At 64.0% G+C, this 17,838-nt stretch carries 15 protein-coding genes; 11 read left to right on the top strand and 4 right to left on the bottom strand.

All coding sequences use genetic code 11. The features are described from left to right. The first annotated feature begins 178 nt into the window (after positions 1-178). From ACFO0G_RS16585 to ACFO0G_RS16565, 5 genes are all read left to right on the top strand, one after another. A complete protein-coding gene (locus ACFO0G_RS16585; protein WP_376978999.1) occupies positions 179-2,251 on the top strand; it encodes a beta-galactosidase in 2,073 nt (690 codons plus the stop codon). Positions 2,252-2,259: 8 nt separating this feature from the next. Further along, on the top strand, positions 2,260-3,240 hold the full coding sequence (locus ACFO0G_RS16580) for an ABC transporter permease (RefSeq protein ID WP_376978997.1): 981 nt from the start codon (positions 2,260-2,262) through the stop codon (positions 3,238-3,240). Between the two features lie 83 nt (positions 3,241-3,323). Further along, complete coding sequence (locus ACFO0G_RS16575) at positions 3,324-4,193, top strand: carbohydrate ABC transporter permease (protein WP_376979199.1); 870 nt, start codon at positions 3,324-3,326, stop codon at positions 4,191-4,193. 6 nt (positions 4,194-4,199) lie between these two features. After that, positions 4,200-5,834, top strand: a complete 1,635-nt coding sequence (locus ACFO0G_RS16570) for an ABC transporter substrate-binding protein (protein WP_376978995.1) — start codon at positions 4,200-4,202, stop codon at positions 5,832-5,834. Positions 5,835-5,883: 49 nt separating this feature from the next. Next, positions 5,884-6,585, top strand: a complete 702-nt coding sequence (locus ACFO0G_RS16565; RefSeq protein ID WP_376978993.1) for a DUF624 domain-containing protein — start codon at positions 5,884-5,886, stop codon at positions 6,583-6,585. A 9-nt stretch (positions 6,586-6,594) separates the two neighbouring features. On the opposite strand, the gene ACFO0G_RS16560 is transcribed toward ACFO0G_RS16565, so the two are convergent. Then, entirely contained in the window at positions 6,595-8,973 is a 2,379-nt protein-coding gene (locus ACFO0G_RS16560; protein ID WP_376978991.1) for a glycoside hydrolase family 3 N-terminal domain-containing protein, read from the bottom strand. A 280-nt stretch (positions 8,974-9,253) separates the two neighbouring features. On the opposite strand from ACFO0G_RS16560, the gene ACFO0G_RS16555 reads away from it, so the two are divergent. The 4 genes from ACFO0G_RS16555 to ACFO0G_RS16540 are packed head-to-tail and all read left to right on the top strand — an operon-like array spanning position 9,254 to position 13,176. Then, positions 9,254-10,384, top strand: a complete 1,131-nt coding sequence (locus ACFO0G_RS16555) for a Gfo/Idh/MocA family protein (protein WP_376978989.1) — start codon at positions 9,254-9,256, stop codon at positions 10,382-10,384. 23 nt (positions 10,385-10,407) lie between these two features. After that, positions 10,408-11,382, top strand: coding sequence for a DUF6807 domain-containing protein (locus tag ACFO0G_RS16550; RefSeq protein WP_376978987.1), 975 nt, complete (start codon positions 10,408-10,410; stop codon positions 11,380-11,382). Positions 11,383-11,384: 2 nt separating this feature from the next. After that, positions 11,385-12,128 (top strand): cupin domain-containing protein, encoded by a 744-nt coding sequence (locus ACFO0G_RS16545; protein ID WP_376978985.1) that lies wholly within the window; start codon positions 11,385-11,387, stop codon positions 12,126-12,128. Positions 12,129-12,150: 22 nt separating this feature from the next. Beyond that, the gene (locus tag ACFO0G_RS16540) at positions 12,151-13,176 is read left to right on the top strand and encodes a LacI family DNA-binding transcriptional regulator (RefSeq protein WP_376978983.1); all 1,026 of its coding nucleotides are present in this window, start codon (positions 12,151-12,153) and stop codon (positions 13,174-13,176) included. Between the two features lie 33 nt (positions 13,177-13,209). Here the strand turns inward: ACFO0G_RS16540 and ACFO0G_RS16535 are convergent, their stop codons facing one another. Beyond that, entirely contained in the window at positions 13,210-13,608 is a 399-nt protein-coding gene (locus ACFO0G_RS16535) for a VOC family protein (RefSeq protein ID WP_376978981.1), read from the bottom strand. Between the two features lie 282 nt (positions 13,609-13,890). On the opposite strand from ACFO0G_RS16535, the gene ACFO0G_RS16530 reads away from it, so the two are divergent. Both ACFO0G_RS16530 and ACFO0G_RS16525 read left to right on the top strand, forming a co-directional pair. Then, positions 13,891-15,270: a GmrSD restriction endonuclease domain-containing protein gene (locus tag ACFO0G_RS16530; RefSeq protein ID WP_376978979.1), complete on the top strand. Its 1,380-nt coding sequence runs from the start codon at positions 13,891-13,893 to the stop codon at positions 15,268-15,270. A 64-nt stretch (positions 15,271-15,334) separates the two neighbouring features. Next, entirely contained in the window at positions 15,335-16,075 is a 741-nt protein-coding gene (locus ACFO0G_RS16525; RefSeq protein ID WP_376978977.1) for an excalibur calcium-binding domain-containing protein, read from the top strand. 176 nt (positions 16,076-16,251) lie between these two features. Here ACFO0G_RS16525 and ACFO0G_RS16520 read toward each other — a convergent pair whose 3' ends face one another. After that, the gene (locus ACFO0G_RS16520) at positions 16,252-16,722 is read right to left on the bottom strand and encodes a hypothetical protein (RefSeq protein ID WP_376978975.1); all 471 of its coding nucleotides are present in this window, start codon (positions 16,720-16,722) and stop codon (positions 16,252-16,254) included. Positions 16,723-17,448: 726 nt separating this feature from the next. Next, positions 17,449-17,838 (bottom strand): hypothetical protein (locus ACFO0G_RS16515; protein WP_376978973.1); only part of this gene is annotated, 390 nt, incomplete at its 5' end.

Raw genomic sequence — 17,838 nt, 5'->3', positions numbered from 1 at the left:
CATCCAGATGCGACTTCTGAGCACTGCTAGTGCCCGCATCCCGGCACCGAGGCGGATAAATAGTTATCTCCCACTTCCCCTACCCCTGTTGTTATTGCTGAAACTTTACGATACTTTCTCTGTGATGCAGGTCGCACTGGTGGGGAGCCCGCGGCCACATGCCAACCAAAGGACAATGATGACCAGCGAGCATAGCGCCAGCACCTCCCAGCACCGCTTTAAACCCCTGCACGCACGGCTTGGTGGGATCGCCTATGGCGGGGACTACAACCCCGAGCAGTGGCCCCGGGAGGTATGGAACGACGATGTACGCCTCATGAAGGAAGCCGGCGTCAACCTGGTGACGTTGGCCGTTTTCTCCTGGAGCAGGCTTGAGACAGCAGACGGGGTCTATGACTTTGGCTGGCTGGACGACATCATGGACCTGCTGCACGCGAACGGGATCGGTGTGGATCTGGCCACCCCTGACGCAGTCCCGCCGGCCTGGCTGATCGCCCAGCATCCGGACATCCTCCCCGTCCTGGCTGATGGCAGCACCTTTGGATTCGGCTCCCGCCAGCACTTCGACGTTTCCCACCCCGCCTACCGGGAAAAGTCGCTGGCTATGGCTGAGAAAATGGGGGAGCGCTACGCCGGGCATCCGGGCTTATGCATGTGGCATGTCAACAACGAATACGGACCGGTCTCCTACGGTCCGCACGCCGACCGGGCCTTTCGGACATGGCTGCAGGAAAAATACTGCAACTTGGAAGACCTGAACCGGGCCTGGAGCACGGACGTGTGGGGCCAGGTTTACTCCGACTGGTCCCAAGTGAACGCGCCCGCCCAGCCCCGCACCTGGTCAAACCCCTCCCGCCGCCTGGACTACCACCGGTTCACCTCTGACAGCATGCTGGCGCACTTCAAGGCTGAGCGGGACATCCTGCGCCGGCACACCCCGGACCTGCCCATCGTCACCAACTTCATGCGCTTCTACAAGAACAACGACTACTGGGCCTGGGCAGCGGAAGAGGACGCGGCGGCATTGGATATCTACCCGGATCCGCGGGAAGAAGACGCACACGTGGCCGCCGCCCTGAACTTCGACCTGATGCGCTCGCTGCGCCGGGGCCAGCCTTGGCTGGTGATGGAACAGGCCACGGGTGCCGTCAGCCAGTGGTCCGTCAACGTCTCCAAGCTCCCCGGCAAAATGCGGCTGGGTTCCTACCAGGCCATCGCCCAGGGCGCTGACTCCATCCTGTTCTTCCAGTGGCGCCAGGCCAAGGGCGGTACCGAACGCTTCCATTCCGGCATGGTGAACCATGCCGGACCCAACACACGGGTCTTCAGGGAGGTCTGCGAACTGGGCCGGGAGCTGAAGGGCCTGGCCGCCATCACGGGCACGCGCGCCACCGCTAAGGTGGCCCTGGTGTTCGACTGGGACTGCTGGTGGGCCCTGGAACTGGGCAATTCCCCGCGGTCGGATCTGAGTTACCCGCAGGAGGTCCTCCGCCTGTACCGGCCGTTTTTTGACGCAAACATTCCCGTGGACTTCGTGGACACCAAGGCCGATCTTAGCCAGTACAGCCTGGTGGTCCTGCCCGCCACGTATCTCCTGACGGACCGTGCAGCCCAGAACGTCGAAGACTATGTAGCCGGCGGCGGGCGCCTGGTGGTGAGCTACCTGTCAGGCATCGTGGACCAGGACAACACCATCCGTCTGGGCGGATACCCCGGCGCGCTCCGTAATGTCCTGGGTGCGTGGAGCGAGGAGATGCACCCACTCGCGGGTGAAGGCGAGGCAGTGAAGCTGACAACGGCCGACGGCGGCACGGCTTCCGCGGATTACTGGACTGAGCACCTTCACACTACGACGGCGGAGGTTGTTGCCAGTTACGCATCGGGGCGGCTCGCCGGCATGCCTGCAGTCACACGCAACACCTTCGGCCGCGGCACCGCCACTTATCTGTCCGCTCGTGTGGACGACGCCTTCCTGGAGGAACTCCTCTCCGCCGAACGGGCGGCTGCGGGGATTCGGCCGGAACTGGACGTACCGCTTGGAGTGCAGGTCCGCCGTCGTACGGGCAACGGACGCAGCTTCCTGTTTGTGCTGAACCACAACGACGCGCCCGCCAGTGTGAACGTTGGCTCCGGCGGGACGGACGGCATCACAGGCGCCAGAGTCACCGGCACCGTTGAACTGGCCGCGAACGGCGTACTGGTGCTGCAGGAAACATCCACAGACAACGAAACCCTCACTACGGGCCGGTAGGAGCAGACATGGCCATGCGATTGGAAGTACCACCCGAATCGGTCCCCAAAGATGCGGAGGCGGGGACCGGGAAGCCCCGCAACAAACCCGGCGGCTGGAAGCTGGCCATCAAACGGGACTGGCGCCTCTACACGCTGGTGCTGCTGCCGCTGGCCTACTTCGCCGTGTTCCGCTACCTGCCGATGGTCGGCAACGTCATAGCGTTCCGGCAGTTCCAGCCCGGCGGAAACATCTTCGGTGAGAAGTGGGTGGGGCTCAAGTACGTCACGCTGTTCATCAACGATCCCAGCTTCTGGCAGGCATTCCAGAACACCGTCATCCTGGGCGTTCTTACGTTACTGTTCTGCTTCCCGATGCCGATCATCTTTGCCCTGCTGTTGAACGAACTGCGCTCGCAGAAATTCAAGAAGCTGATCCAGACGGTGACGTACCTGCCGCACTTCATGTCCGTGGTGATCATCGCCGGCATGATCCTGCAGAACTTCTCCATGACGGGCACGGTGAACCAGATCGGCCACGCCCTGTTCGGCACCACAGTGAACTTCACCCAGGAGGCCGCTTGGTTCCGGCCCATGTACATCAGCTCGGAGGTGTGGCAGACCATGGGCTGGGGTGCCATCCTCTACCTCGCCGCACTGACGCGGGTGGATGAATCGCTGTACGAGGCAGCCCGGATCGACGGAGCCAACCGGTGGCAGCAAACCTGGCACGTGACACTGCCGGCCATCCGGCCCACCATCATCACGCTGCTGATCCTGAACATCGGCACATTCATGGCAGTGGGCTTCGAGAAGATCCTCCTCATCTACAACCCCCTCAACTACGCAACCTCCGACGTCATCTCCACCTACCTGTACCGGGTGGGCCTGGAATCGAGCAACTTCAGCTATGCGGCCGCGATCGGAATGTTCGAATCCGTCATCGGCCTCACGCTGATCCTCTCCGCGAACGCTTTATCCAAGCGCCTCGCCGGAACGAGCCTGTGGTGAAGGGGGCAACCGTGAAAGAGACCGCACTGAAAGAGCGCGGCGGCAAAGCACCAGCCAAAGAGACCGGCGTCCTGATCAAGGACATGAAGGTCTCCCGCGCTATGCAGGTATTCCGGGTGGCCAACCTGGCGTTCCTGCTGGTGGTGGTGTTCCTGACCCTGTACCCGTTCCTGAACATCCTGGCCCAGAGCTTTTCCAGCGAAGGCTTCATCAACGCCGGCCAGGTCAACCTGTTCCCGATGGGCTTCAACATCGAGACCTACAAGTTGATCCTCGCTGATTCGACGTTCTGGCGTAACTACGGCAACACAGTTCTCTATACGGTGGTAGCTACGGCCATCTCCATGGTGCTTACCACGTCCTTCGCCTACGCCATCGCCAAGAAGGACCTGAAGGGCCGCAGCGCATTCATCGGCATCGCCGTGTTCACCATGTTCTTCAACGGCGGCCTGATTCCGAACTATGTGCTGATCAGCTCGCTGGGCCTGCGGGACACGCTGTGGGCCGTGGTGCTGCCAAACGCCATCAGTGTCTTCAACCTGCTCATCATGAAGTCGTTCTTCGAGAACATGCCGCGGGAACTGGAGGAAGCTGCCGCCATCGACGGCCTCACCCAGTACGGCGTGCTGTTCAAGGTGGTCCTGCCGTTGAGCAAGGCCATCGTTGCAACAATGGTGCTCTTCTACGCCGTGGCCAACTGGAACTCCTGGTTCCAGGCGTTCCTCTACCTGGACAAGCCGGAACTGTTCCCGGTGACCATCTACCTGCGCAACATGATCGCCGGGGTCACCACAGCAGGCTCGGCAGGTGGCACCACGGAAAACATGGGCCAGATCGCCGCGAACATCCAGTCCGTGACCATCATCCTCACCGTCATCCCCATCCTGTGCGTCTACCCCTTTGTGCAGAAGTACTTTTTCTCGGGCGTCATGCTCGGTTCCGTCAAGGAATAACCCCTTATGAAAGGAAAGCCCATGATCCGCAGACGAGACTTCCTCGGCCTCTCCGCGCTTACAGCCTTCGGCCTGGCGCTGGCAGGCTGTGACTCCGAATCCGGCAGCAAAGCCGATACCTCCAAAGCCCGCACCGGCGCCATGGACAGCTTTAAGCTGGGGGACACGTTCAAGGCGACCACCCCTCTGACCTACAGCTTCCTGTTCAGCGACCAGCCCACGTACCCCTATAAAAAGGACTGGCTGCTGTTCACCAAGATGGCCAGTGACAACAACGTCACCCTGGACGCCACCGTCGTGCCGTTCGCCGACTACACCCAGAAGCGCAGCCTGCTCATCAGCTCCGGAAAGGCTCCGGAGATCATCGCCAAGACTTATCCCGGCGAGGAATCGGCCTTCGTATCCTCTGGGGCCGTACTGCCGGTGAGCGACTATGTGGACCTGATGCCGCACTTCCAGGACAAGGTTAAGAAGTGGAAGCTGGAGCCGGAAATCGCCGGACTCACGCAACAGGACGGCAAGTACTACGTGCTGCCGGGCCTGCATGAGGAACTGTGGCCGGACTATTCCCTGGCGTTCCGGAAGGACGTCCTGCAGAAGGAAAACCTCGCCGAACCCAAGACGTGGGACGAGTTCCGGGACGTGCTGCGTGCCCTGAAGAAGGCTCACCCCGACGTGGTGCCCTTCTCCGACCGCTTCAACGGCAACAGCGCGCTCAACATCGCCGCCACATCCTTCGGCACCGTAGCCGGCTGGGGTCTGGTGGACGGCCTGGCCTTCAACGATTCCAAAAAGCAGTTCGAGTTCGCCTCCAGCACCCCGGCGTTCAAGGACCTGCTGACGTACTTCAACTCCCTGGTCTCCGAAGGCCTGATGGACCCGGAAAGCTTCACCCAGACCGACGATTCAGCCATCCAGAAGTTCACCTCCGGCAAGTCGTTCGTGATCAGCGCCAACTCCCAGAACATCATCACCTACCGCACGTCCATGGAGCAGTCCTTGGGCAAAGGCAACTTCACCGTGGGCAAGATAACGGTCCCAGGCGGCCCCGCAGGCAACATCATCGGCGGCTCACGGCTGGAGAACGGCATCATGCTGAACTCGTCGGTGAAGGACAAGGACAGCTTCGTGGCGCTGATCCAGTACATCGACTGGCTGTTCTACAGCGACGCAGGACAGGAGTTCGCCAAGTGGGGCGTACAGGGCACCACTTACACCAAGGAGGGCGGCAAGCGGGTGCTGGCCAAGGACATCAACTTCCAGGGCCTGAACCCCGCCGGCACCAAGGACCTGCGGGTGGACTACGGCTTCTCAGGCGGCAACTTTGCCTACGGCGGCACCACCGACCTGCTGCAGTCCACTTTTGATGATGAAGAACTGGCTTTCCAGAAGGCCATGAAGAGCAAGACCCCGCGCCCCGTCTCACCGCCCGTGCCCTACAGCGATGCGGACCGTGAGCAGGCCACACTGACGCTGACCCCGCTCAAGGACCACGTCAAGCAGAACACCCTGAAGTTCATTACCGGGCAGCGGCCCATCTCCGAGTTCGATGCCTACGTGAAAGAGCTGGACAGCAAGGGCATGGGCAAGTACGTAGATTTGGCCAACAAGGCGTACAAGGCGTACGCGGACAAGAAGTAGGGCGTACGACGGCGGCAGCGGACTTTCCGCGGTGACCGAAAGGCAGTTGGTGGTTCAGAAGAAAGCGGAGTACGGTGCCGGCCCCCTTTTCAGGGCGGCCGGCACCGCCGCCGGTGTCATGATGGGCTCGGCCCTGCTGGTGCTGGCCAATGTCCTGCTGCTGGTCGCGGTGCTGGCGGCCCCGGTGCTGGGTGCCTGGGCCGTCGTCGTCGCACTTCTGCCCGCGGGGCCGGCGCTGGTGGCATGCATGTACGCCTTCAACCGGCTGCTGGGAGGCCGGGACAGCGGCGTATACCGGGACTTTGTGCGCAGCTACCGGCTGAATTTCCTTCCTGCGCTGAAGGTCTGGACGCCCTGCCTGGCGGTGTTGGTAGTCATCGGCGCCAACCTGGCCGGGCTGCCCACGGCCCTGGGACCGGATAATCCTGTTGCGCCGGCGCTCCGGCTGGTGCTGCTTGTCCTGGCCTTGGTGGCTGCCACCTCAGCCGTGCACGCCCTGCTGTTGCTGTCCCGTTTTTCGTTCCGTACCCGGGACCTATACAAGCTGGCCCTCTACAGCTTCGGCGCGCAGAAGCGGGTCTCCCTGGGCACGGCGGGCATCCTGTTCGTGACCGCAACACTGCTCCTGCTAACCACCGCCTATCTGCTGCCGTTTCTCTCCGGCGCGGTGGTGATCCTGCTATGCCTCAACGCCCGGCCGCTGCTGAAGCTGGTTCAGGATAAGTTCACCACCAACGGCCAGGGGGCGTAGGGCCATAACCTAAAGCCGGGTCACGGTGACCGGCGTCAGCATCTCCCGTTCAAAGCCCACCACCCGGCGCTCACCGTGCAGGGTGACCTCGTGGGTATGGATATCTGCCGTGCTTGAGGTGGAGACATGCAGTTTCACCAGGCCCGGTGTCACCACCCGCTTCAGGTCCAGGCCTGTGAAAGAGGTCCGGTCTGCGTGCACCGTGAACTCCACGCGCGCCGAGGCGCCGGCAGCCAGTTCAACCCGCGCGTAGCCAATCAGCTCGCGAACGGGCCGCACCACCTCGCCCACGGGGTCTTCCAGGTAGAGCTGGACCACTTCCGCGCCGTCCACTGTGCCGGTGTTCGCCACAGACACGGCCACGTCTACGGTGCCTGACGTGGACATCGTGGAGGTGCTGGCCTCGTGGTTGGAGAACTCGAACGTTGTATACGACAGCCCGTGGCCAAAGCTGAACAGAGGTGAGGGGTCCAGCGCGCTGACGCCGGACGGGCCGGCAAGGCGGCTGTGCAGGTAGGTTCCCGGCTGGCCGCCGGAGGTGCGTGGCACGGAGACGGGCAGTTTGCCGGACGGGTTCGCCACCCCGGACAGCACATCCCAGAGTGCTTCCGCGCCCTCCTCGCCCGGGAAGAATCCCTGCACGATGGCTGCGGCCCGCCCAACGAAGTCGCCCTGTGCGTAGGGCCTCCCGCTGAGGACCACCACGACGGCGCGGGTCCCGGCATCCTCTGCGGCGGCCAGCACCCGCTCCAGCATGCGGTGCTGGTCACCCGGCAGCCGAAGATCCGCTGCGTCGTTGCCTTCGCCGGATGTGCCGCGGCCGAAAAGACCGGCGTTGTCGCCCACCATGATTACGCAGGTGTCGACGGACGCGGCAATCTCACAGGCTTCCGCGATCTGTTCCTCCGTGATGGCCTCGCAGGTTCCGGTCGCGGCGCTCCGCACCGATCCGTAGCGATGGGCGGCCACAGCAGCCACCGTGGGAACGCTGATGCCCATGGGAACGTCCGGGTGCGAGGCGCCAACGTGCGCGTCGAATGAGTAGCACCCCAGCATGGCGAACGGATCCTGTGCCAAGGGCCCCACCACGCCAAGTGACGTGAGGGCCGCAGCGGGCAGCGGCAGGCTTGGCCCGCCGTCGTGCTTCCTGTTGGTCAGCAGCACCAGGGACTGGGTGGCAATTTCCCGGGCCAACTCCCTGTTCGCCGCAGGGTCCAAATCGATGGAGCCCATGGCGAGGACAGGGGGAGAGGGGTCAAAGCCTGGCGATAAAAGCCCCGCCTCCTGCTTCTGCCGCAGCACCCGGCGCAGGGCCGTGTCCACCAGGGACTCCGGCACCGCGCCGGAACGGACGCGCTCCAACAGCGGCCGGCCGTAGCAGTTCACGGTGGGCAGTTCCACGTCCACTCCTGCAGTCAGTGCCAGCGCTGCCGCCTCGCCGGAATCGGCAGCTACGCCGTGAGTGACGTCAAGGAAGGCGACACCGAAGTAGTCCGCCACTACGGTACCGGCGAAGCCCCATTCGTCGCGCAGCAGCGAGGTGAGCAGGGCACGGTTGGCGGCCGCGGGAACACCGTCGATGTCGGTGTAGGCGTGCATGACGGACCGGGCACCGCCGTGCTTCAGCGCCATCTCGAACGGGGGCAGCATCACGTCGGCCAGCTCACGCGGACCCATGGATACCGGGGCGTGGTTCCGCCCTGCGCGGGAGGCCGAGTAGCCCACGAAGTGCTTGAGTGTGGCAACGATGCCGGCTCCCTCCAGGCCGGAGACGTAGGCGCTGGCTACTGTCCCCACCAGATGCGGATCCTCGCCGATGGTCTCCTCCACCCGTCCCCAGCGCAGATCGCGCACCACGTCCAGGACAGGAGCCAGGCCCTGGTGGACCCCCAGGGCCTTCATCTGGCCCCCGATCAGGCCGGCCATGCGCCGCACCAAGGCGGGATTGAATGTGGCACCCCACGCAAGCGGAACCGGAAATGCGGTGGCCTTCCATGCGGCCAGCCCGGCGAGGCATTCCTCATGTACCTGGGCAGGAATGCCGAAGCGGGAGGCTGCCATGATCTGCTCCTGGGCAGCGGCAAGCCGGCGGGCGCCGTCCAACGGTTCCAGGGGAACGGTGCCGTACATGCGGGTGATCTGGCCAAGGCCGGAGGCGATCACGTCCTCCCAGGAGCGCGTTTCACCAGCCATCTCGTTCTGCAGGGGAGCCACGGAATCTCCGTCGCTGGAGGCATTGACCCAGACGCCCACCAGCTGTGCCAGCTTCTCCTCCAGAGTCATCTGCTCCACCAACTCATCAACGGACAGGCGCCCACCGGCGGGATCCGGCATGCCACTGGCAGGAGAGGACGCGGGAGCTTGTTTTTCGGCGGCACCGCTGGTCACGGGCGTCTCCTAGGATCGGAAGAATTTTCTATGAAACTATCAGAAAATTGAGTTTAGTTTCTAGGGTAAAAGCATTGACTGTCGATGGAAAGGATTCCTAGGGTTGAAGCTAGAGCGAGGCATTTGTGCGGGTGACCATGTTGGAAACATTGCGGGCAGTGTCGAAAGTTTCCCTATTACTGTCCCGCCTTGACCGGACGCCAAGCGAAGTTGAAGGCCATCCAGCTACTTGTGGTGCCTGCCTCACTGCTACTTATTTCACTGCAACGACGGAGAGAACATGCGGACGTACAGAGTGGCCATTGTGGGAACCGGCGGAATCGCGGCGGTTCATGCGGACAACCTTGCCCGGACCGATGGCAGGGCCCAGCTCGTGGCAGCCGGCGACGTGGACCAGGGCAGGCTGGACGCGTTCGCCGGGAAGCATGGCATCCCTGACACCTACCTCACCCTGGGGGAGCTACTGGCCGGGGCGAAACCGGACATTGTCCATCTCTGCACGCCTCCCATGTTCCACATTGACCAGGCCATCGAGTGCCTGGAAGCAGGGGTCCATGTGCTCTCCGAGAAGCCCCCGGCACTCAGCCTGGCGGACTTCGACCGGCTCGAAGCGGCGCAGGCCAAGGGCGGCGCCCAGTTCTCCTGCGTGTTCCAGCACCGTTTCGGGGACGCATCGGCCGCTGCCAAGCATCTGATCGGCGGTTCCGACTTTGGCCGGCCTCTGGTGGCGCGGTGCGACACTCTCTGGTACCGCCCGGACAGCTACTGGGACCTGCCCTGGCGCGGCACCTGGAATGCCGAGGGCGGTGGCCCCACCATGGGCCACGGGATCCACCAGTTCGACCTGCTCCTGTACCTCATGGGCCCCTGGGAGGAAGTGACCGCAGTTGCCGGGCGGCAGGCGCGGGCCACGTCCACTGAGGACCTGTCCGCCGCGTTGGTCCGGTTCCGCAACGGCGCCGTGGCCACCATGATCAATTCCCTGCTCTCGCCACGCGAAACCTCGGACATCCGGATCGACTGCGAGTTCGCCACAGTTGAACTGAGCCACCTCTATGGCTACAGCACGGACAACTGGACTGTCACCGGGGCGCCGGGCCACGAAGAAGGTGTCACGGCAGCATGGACCGCCCGGCCCCTGGAGCGGAGCAGCGGCCATGTGGCGCAGTTCCTGGCCATGTATGACGCGCTCGACGCCGGCCGGCCGCTTCCAGCCGGCATGGACTCCGCGAGGCAAACACTTGAACTTGCTGCCGCAATTTACGCCTCCGCCTTTACCGGGCAGCCGGTACGCCGCGGCCAGATCGTTCCCGGCCACCCCTTCTACGGCGGCATGGACGGCGACGGTCTGGGCACCCGGGTCCTGGACGCCACAGCGCTGGACCGTACCGCCGTCGACACCGCCGTCTGAATCCCACATCCAAAGGACCCATCATGACCACCTCCCCAGCCACCGCTCCGTCTGCGCTCTCCATCGCCCAGCTCAGCTTCGAGGATGACGGAAGTGCCCTCACCTTCACTGCGTACGGGCGTCCCATCGCCACCTATACCTACAAGCCAACCGACGACCAATACGAAAGCCCGCGGCCATTCTTCCATCCACTCACCACACTCGGCGGTGACGAGGTAACCATCTCCCGGCCCTGGGACCATGTCTGGCACAAGGGCCTTTCCTGGGCACTCCCGAACGTGGGGCGGCACAATTTCTGGGGCGGCGCCACCTACACGCGTGCCACCGAATACGCCAACCTGGACAACAACGGCGCCATGACCCACGAATCATTTACGGGAATCGACCAGTCCGGTGCCGGCATTACGGTGTCGGAGTCCCTCACCTGGACGTCGCAGGAAGGCGAGCCGGTCATCACGGAGACCCGACGGTTCAGCGTCCAGCTCCTGGAGGACGCAAACGGCAGCGACACCGCGGCGGCCTACGTCATTCTGTTCGAAACCCGGATGAACAACATCTCCGGCGGGGACATCCAGATCGGCAGCCCCACCACCGAAGGACGGGACAATGCCGGCTACGGCGGCCTCTTCTGGCGTGGTCCCCGGTCCTTCACCGGCGGTGAGTTCCGCAGCCAGGACGCCGCCGGAACGGATGAGTTCATGGGCAGCCGTTCGCCCTGGGTCGCCTTTACCGGAAAGCACGACGGCACCTGCCGGTCATCAACCATCGCGTTCCTGGAGGACCCTTCAAATCCGGGCGCACCCAACCAGTGGTTTGCAAGGTCCTCTATCTTCGCCTGCCTGGGCTCGGCGCCCTTCTTCAGCGAGGAGGTGCCGCTGCGGGAAGGCTCGCCGCTCACCTACCGCTATGCAGTGGTGATTGCCGACGGCGGAGTGGACACGGGGCGGGCCGCGGCGCTGGCCGCTGCCGCCGACGCCGCACTGCGCAGTTGGCGGTGACCGTGGCCTCCTCCTTCCCGGGCGCCACCGGCCTGTCCGAGATCAGCGTCTACGACTGGCCCGGAGCCGACGGAGCAGCCGGTGGGTCACCGCACCTGCACACGGCATCCACGGAAGCGTACGTGGTGCTCGAAGGAAGCGGCCGGCTGGAGACGCTTGACTCCCGCGGCTTCACGTCCAGCCCCCTGGAACCCGGGACGGTCCTGTGGTTCACGCCAGGAACCGTCCACCGTGCCATTAACGACTCGGGCGACCTGAAGGTACTGGTGGTGATGCAGAACGCAGGGCTTCCCGAACATGGCGACGCCGTGATGACCTTCCCGCCGGAGTACCTGGCGGATGCGGTTAGCTACCGCCGCGCGGCAGCACTGGAACACAAGGACGCCGACGCCGGACCGGTGGCTGGCGAGGAAGCCGCCCGCCGGCGTCGTGATCTGGCCTTGGAAGGTTACTTGGCGCTGAAGGAGGCCGTACTTTCCTCCGGGCCGTCAGCACTGGCCGGGTTCCACGCCGCGGCGGCCCACTTGGTGTCCGGCAGGACGACGGTGTGGGCTGGCCTGCTTGCTGAGGGAGCTGCCCGGCAGGCCGAGCTGACGCGCCAGCAGCTTGCTTCCCTGGACACGGCAGAAAGTATCTATATGGCGAACGCGCGAACTACGATGGGAAAACGGGAAAACCGCAGAATCTACGGCATGTGTGGCCGGATTCAGACCTGGGAACTTTCCGATAACCAGCACCGGGCGTAACCCGGGTGAAAGGGCGGTCTCCGTGGTGAGCAAGCAGGACACCAGGCGCGCGACGATCAGCGAGATTGCCCGCGAGGCAGGCGTTTCCGTTCCCACCGTGTCGAAGGTGTTGAACGGACACGCGCATGTGGCGGCGGAGACCCGGGCGCGCGTCGAGGAGATCATTGCCAAGCGTGACTATGCCCGGCGCCCGGCCAAGCGCAAGCAGAAGGCAGGTCTGGTGGACCTGGTGTTCCCCGGCCTGGGCTCTGAGTGGGCGCTGGAAATCATCGAAGGCGTTGAACGGGTGGCACAGGACGCCGGATACGGAACCGTGGTCAGCAGCCTGAACCTGGACGGCTCCCGCATCCGGCCCTGGTTGGCCAACCTGGCCGAGCGGAAGTCAGACGGCCTGTTGATGGCTGTTTACCAGTTGGACGCCAAGCAGATCCAGCGCGTGAAGTCCCTGGGAATACCGGTAGTGCTCATAGATCCGGTGGGTCAACCCGGACCTGACCTGACCACGGTCGGGGCAGCCAACTGGGAGGGCGGCTATTCGGCGACGGAGCACCTGCTGCAACTGGGGCACAAGCGGATCGCCATGATCGGCGGCCGTGAGGACCTGCAGTGCAGCAGCGCCCGGGAAGACGGCTATGTTTCCGCGCTGCGCCGGGCGGGCGTTGCCTTGGATCCGGCCTTGATGGTTCCCGGGGACTTCTCCATGGAAGCGGGCGAGGCTGCCGCGCGGAAGCTGCTGGAGCTGCCGGACCGGCCCACGGCGATTTTCACCGGTAACGACGGCCAGGCCCTTGGTGCCTACCGGGCTGCGCGTGCTGCGGGGCTCCGCATACCGGAGGACCTGTCCATCATCGGTTTTGACGACATTCCAGCAGCCGAGTGGGTCGAACCCGGCTTGACCACCATCCGGCAACCCGTGGTGCAGATGGCGGAGACCGCAGTGAGGGCACTCCTACGCCATCTCGACGGTGACGAGGAACTGCCACAACGTATTGAATTGGGCACGGAGCTGGTGGTGCGCGGCTCTACGGCGCCGCCGCCCAGGAGATAGCGCCATCCCGGAGGGGCGCCTACTTCTGGCAGTTCATTCAGAGGATTTGTGGGCGTCCCGGACGTGCTCCTGCGTCTGGCCCTGCATCACCCAGCGGTTGCCGTCCGGATCGCTGAAGTAGGCGAACAGGACGCCGCCGAGGTCCTGGATCTCGCTGATGTCTGCCCCGCGGCGGACCAACTCGGTGCGGACTTCTGCGATGTCGGGAACCACCAACTGCAGTCCCTCGAGGCTGCCCGGTGTCATGGTAGTCATCCCGGTACCGATGACCACCGATGCGGCGGACCCCGGGGGAGTCAGTTGGACCACGCGCATGCCGGGGAGGTGCTCCACATCATGGTCCAGGATGAAACCCAGCTTTTCTGTGTAAAAGGCTTTGGACCTGTCCACGTCGGACACCGGGACCTGAACAACTTCAAGGCGCATTTGCATGGGCGCCACCTTATCTCTGCATTTAGCCGTGAGGGAATGCCTGTCCACTACGGGTTCATGGCTGCTCTTCCGTGATTTATTAAGGGCCGCGTGCGCTTTGCGACCGCCTTTCCTCAAGGTCCCATCAAGACTGGCTGAATGTTGACCGAGTATTGGACGCGCGCACCTCTCCAGCCCCGAACGGCCCATATGCTCCTCGGTGATGAGTTATGCCGGGCTTAGCAGCAGGCCCGGCATATGCGGGGGCATCAGCAGTTGGCGCCCCCTGTAAATGGGAAAAGAATGTCCGACTACGAAACCCGTCCCGGGTTCGCCTCCTTCGCACCGGCACCGAAGCCGCCGCGGAAACCCCGCGCTTCAACTTTCATTGTTGGCGCTATTACCGTCCTGTTTGTGCTCCTCGGAGCAGTGAGCGGCGGAATCGGCGGTGCCTTGGTCATCCTGGCCATTTCACTTGCCCTCACCGGTTTGTACGTCCTCCTCACGGGACGGCGCTCCTGGGCGTGGCTTCCTGCAAACCGGAAGGCCGGCGCCGTCGCTGTCGTTGCATCGCTGGCCCTCTTCGTTGGCGGTGCCGTCGCCCTGCCGCGGGTCGCCAGCGCGGACCTCAAGCCCGCATCCTCGGAGAGCACCGCCAAGGCAACGCCGGCGAAGGCCAGCCCGACGGCGACACCCAAGCCGTCGCCGTCGTCCCCGCCCACCCCTACCGCGCAGGAAACCGGGGAACCGCTGGACCCGGAGAACCCCTACGTTCTTGCCGCCGGCGTTACTGCCACCGCCCCGAACGCCCAGCCCGCCTACGCCACCAAAGCCCTGGACGTGCTGGCAACCCTCCCCATCAAGGGCCGGGCGCCGAAGACGGGGTACGACCGGGCACGGTTCGGCCAGGCGTGGGCGGACGTTGACCGGAACGGCTGCGATACCCGCAACGACATCCTCAAGCGCGACCTAACCGGCATCACCTACACCAACAGTGTGCCGTGCAAGGTGCAGTCGGGCACCCTCGCGGATCCTTACACGGGCACAACCATCGGCTTTGTGCGGGGTTCCGGCACCAGCACTGCCGTGCAGATCGATCACGTGGTGGCGCTCAGTGATGCATGGCAAAAGGGCGCGCAGCAGTTGACCCCGGAACAGCGGACGGCGTTTGCGAATGACCCGCTCAACCTGCAGGCCACCGATGGGCCCACGAACATCAAGAAGGGCGACGGCGACGCGGCCACCTGGCTGCCGCCGAACAAGGGCTTCCGGTGCGAGTACGTGGCGCGCCAGATCTCCGTGAAAGCCACGTACGGACTGTGGGTCACCCAGGCCGAACACGACGCGATGGCCCGCATTCTGGGCGACTGCGCAGGGCAGTTGGCGCCGACGAACCAGCAGGCTCCGGCTCCTGCGCCTGCCGCGGCTGAACCGGCACCTGCAGCAGTTGCTTCTGCTCCCGTTGCCCCGGCTCCCGCGCCGGCGGTCGTTGCGCCGGCTCCGGCTCCAGCCGCTCCTGCACCTGTTGCCCCGGCACCTGCCGCACCGGCTCCGGCACCTGCCGCTGCCTACTACGCGAACTGCACCGCGGCGAGGGCAGCCGGAGCTGCACCGATATACGCAGGCCAGCCCGGCTACCGCCCCGCGCTGGACCGCGATTCCGACGGCATCGCCTGCGAGTAAGCCCTTTGCCCGGATCGATCCGGCGCAATTCCTACCACCATCACACGCATTCCTAGGGGGAAAAGTGAAAGAAAGTACAGTTCCTGCAGTCGGCAGGCTGAAGAACACGCTGGCCCTGGCCGTGTTGGCCGGCCTCCTGCTGACCGGCTGCGGCGGCAAACAGGCAGCGACGCAGCCAACGGCAACGGCAACGGCAACGGCTGTTTCGCAAACAACGGAGACAGTCGTGGTCCCGGCCGTTGTGAACCTGACCCTGGACAAAGCCCAGGACCAGTTGGAAAAGCTGGGTTTCAAGGTTGAGGCCGTGGACAGCGCCAAGGGCAAGTCGATCATCGTCAAGAGCAATTGGCAGGTGGTCTCCCAGGATCCTGCCAACGGTGCACAGGCGGAGAATGGGTCCACGGTGCATCTCAACGTCAAGAACCTCGACGATGTGGCCGCGGAGAAGGCGGCCGACGAAAAAGCGGTGGCTGATAAGGCTGCTGCAGAACAGGCCGCAGCCGCGAAGGCCGCAGCTGATAAGGCTGCCGCAGATCAGGCCGCAGCCGCGAAGGCTGCTGCTGACCAGGCTGCTGCTGACCAGGCTGCTGCGGATCAGGCAGCACGGGACGCAGCTGCAAGGGCAGCCTCCGAGCAAGCCGCCGCAGCGCAGAAGGCCGCACAGGCGCCCGCTCCGGCGCCGGCTGCCTACTACGCCAACTGCACAGCCGCTAAGAACGCTGGCGCCGCACCCCTGTACAGGGGACAGCCCGGATACAGTTCATCTCTTGACCGTGATGGCGACGGCGTTGCCTGCGAACGATAGGCGACCATCGAAGTACTAACCGAGCCGCGGATGCTCCTGCTTTGGTGGGAGTATTCGCGGCTCGGTTAGTTTGAGGGTCATTGCCGTGGGCGTTCGTCTGGGCGATCGCGCATTAGTGGTCTCTATACCCACCCGGCGGCACGCGGAGAGTCCTGCGGCCGCCTCCGCAACCGCTTCTACATTCGTCCTGAGGTGAGGTCCGCGTCGACGTTAGGATCCTTGCCGCCGGCTTCCTGCTCACTCGTTGGCGTTGGCTTCTGCTTGGACGCCTGTGTGGAGCGCCATACGACTGCCCCCGCCGCGAGGGCGGCGAGCCCGAGAATCCACAACCACACCTGGGGGGCGGGCCGTCGGGTCTGGACTGGGGCCTGTGCAGTCGCTTTCGGCCGGACTCGCTTCAGCTGTTCCTGCACCCGGGGCGTGAGGGTCTCTACTTCGGCGGCAAGCTCATCCGCCAGCCGCCGCAACAAGGCCTGGAGGCGCGGGGAGGCAGTCTCAATGCCGGTATCCAGCCCGGCCACTGCTCTCTGGAGCGCAGCCTGGACACCCGGCGTGGCCCATTCCCTGCCCCTGGACAGCTGAGTCAGGAGGTTCTCGGAGAGACGATGGATCCGTTCGGTCTCGGTCATTGGTTCTGCTGTGCGCATGAAAATGCCTCCTTGATGTGGTCGATGACGCCAGACTAGGGCGGGCGAAAGTGCCGAAACAGGGTCTTTGGCACCGGGACACGGCGGGCTGTGATGTCTTATCCACCTCCCGGGATTCAGCCGTCACGGAATCGCGGTACTGGAAGGGGGCTTATGGTGTCCGAGGGCGACGGGAGGCTGCAAGCACCGCCAGGTCACGAATCAGCCGCTGCACCTCATGTTCCCTGCGCATGGAAGCCGAATTTTGCTGAATCGCGCGGGGCCGGGCCAAAGGCTTCCTGGGCGGGGCAGGAACAGGGATTGCACCCCTTGCAGGCGCCGCGCTGGATGCATCCGCGTTGGCGTGTGGGATACCTGCGCCCATTTGTCCCCCTTGGCTTGGTCCTTCTGGGGACGGTCCCCGGGCCACTGCCGTAGGGACACTCTAGGAACGTGAAGGATGTCGCGAAAGGCACTTTGTCCAATATCGGGACTAATTGCTGCAATCTTGAGGTTCGTTCCGCGGAAGATCGTCCGGGTCCCACCCTGGGTGCGGAGCTGGCGGCGGCTGGGGGAGGTGTTCGTGGTCTCAGGCGAACACCCTCGCCGCCAGCTCCGGTTCTGACTCTAGAGCCGAACTGATGCCCAAGGCTCGAGTAATCGATACGCGTTTCCCACAGGACGGCTACTTGTACGTCGGTACCGAAGGAGGGGTAGTGCCGGCTGTGCCGGAGACCACAGAGTGAATTACGACGGCGGCAGGCGGCTTGGGTGCCCCAATGGCCGTTCGTGCCCCTCAATTCCGCGGATCTTGCCCATGGAGTGCCCGATTTGCGGTGGGGGTTGTGTGCGGGTATTGTTTTCTGAGTCGCCGCCGCTGAAGCGGAAAAATAGCGGCCAACCCCCTTTGATGACAGCCTGGAAAATGGTTCGCTTTTGTGGCGTGCCGGTGATGGGTGGGGCCCGGTTCTTTTGAAGTTTTGTCCGCTGGATTGCGGGTTTGCAAAGCTGTGGGGGATCGGGTAAGTTTGAAAAGTTGCTCCGGAGCGATCCTGAATGTTTGGTTTGGGTGGTGCCGGGTGTGTCTGTTGTTTGAGAACTCAATAGTGTGCCAAGTTTGTTGATACCGATTATGTA

It is taken from the genome of Arthrobacter sedimenti, assembly GCF_042652025.1.
GTDB lineage: Bacteria > Actinomycetota > Actinomycetes > Actinomycetales > Micrococcaceae > Arthrobacter > Arthrobacter sedimenti.
This window is presented reverse-complemented; position numbering and strand designations above follow the sequence as displayed.

Bases quoted from the DNA above. Each gene is read 5' to 3' on its own strand.
- ACFO0G_RS16555 (WP_376978989.1), top strand. From the start codon at position 9,254: ATGCGGACGTACAGAGTGGCCATTGTGGGAACCGGCGGAATCGCGGCG.
- ACFO0G_RS16575 (WP_376979199.1), top strand. From the start codon at position 3,324: ATGAAGGTCTCCCGCGCTATGCAGGTATTCCGGGTGGCCAACCTGGCG.
- ACFO0G_RS16520 (WP_376978975.1), bottom strand. From the start codon at position 16,722: ATGCGCACAGCAGAACCAATGACCGAGACCGAACGGATCCATCGTCTC.
- ACFO0G_RS16585 (WP_376978999.1), top strand. From the start codon at position 179: ATGACCAGCGAGCATAGCGCCAGCACCTCCCAGCACCGCTTTAAACCC.
- ACFO0G_RS16550 (WP_376978987.1), top strand. From the start codon at position 10,408: ATGACCACCTCCCCAGCCACCGCTCCGTCTGCGCTCTCCATCGCCCAG.
- ACFO0G_RS16530 (WP_376978979.1), top strand. From the start codon at position 13,891: ATGTCCGACTACGAAACCCGTCCCGGGTTCGCCTCCTTCGCACCGGCA.
- ACFO0G_RS16535 (WP_376978981.1), bottom strand. From the start codon at position 13,608: ATGCAAATGCGCCTTGAAGTTGTTCAGGTCCCGGTGTCCGACGTGGAC.
- ACFO0G_RS16580 (WP_376978997.1), top strand. From the start codon at position 2,260: ATGGCCATGCGATTGGAAGTACCACCCGAATCGGTCCCCAAAGATGCG.
- ACFO0G_RS16570 (WP_376978995.1), top strand. From the start codon at position 4,200: ATGAAAGGAAAGCCCATGATCCGCAGACGAGACTTCCTCGGCCTCTCC.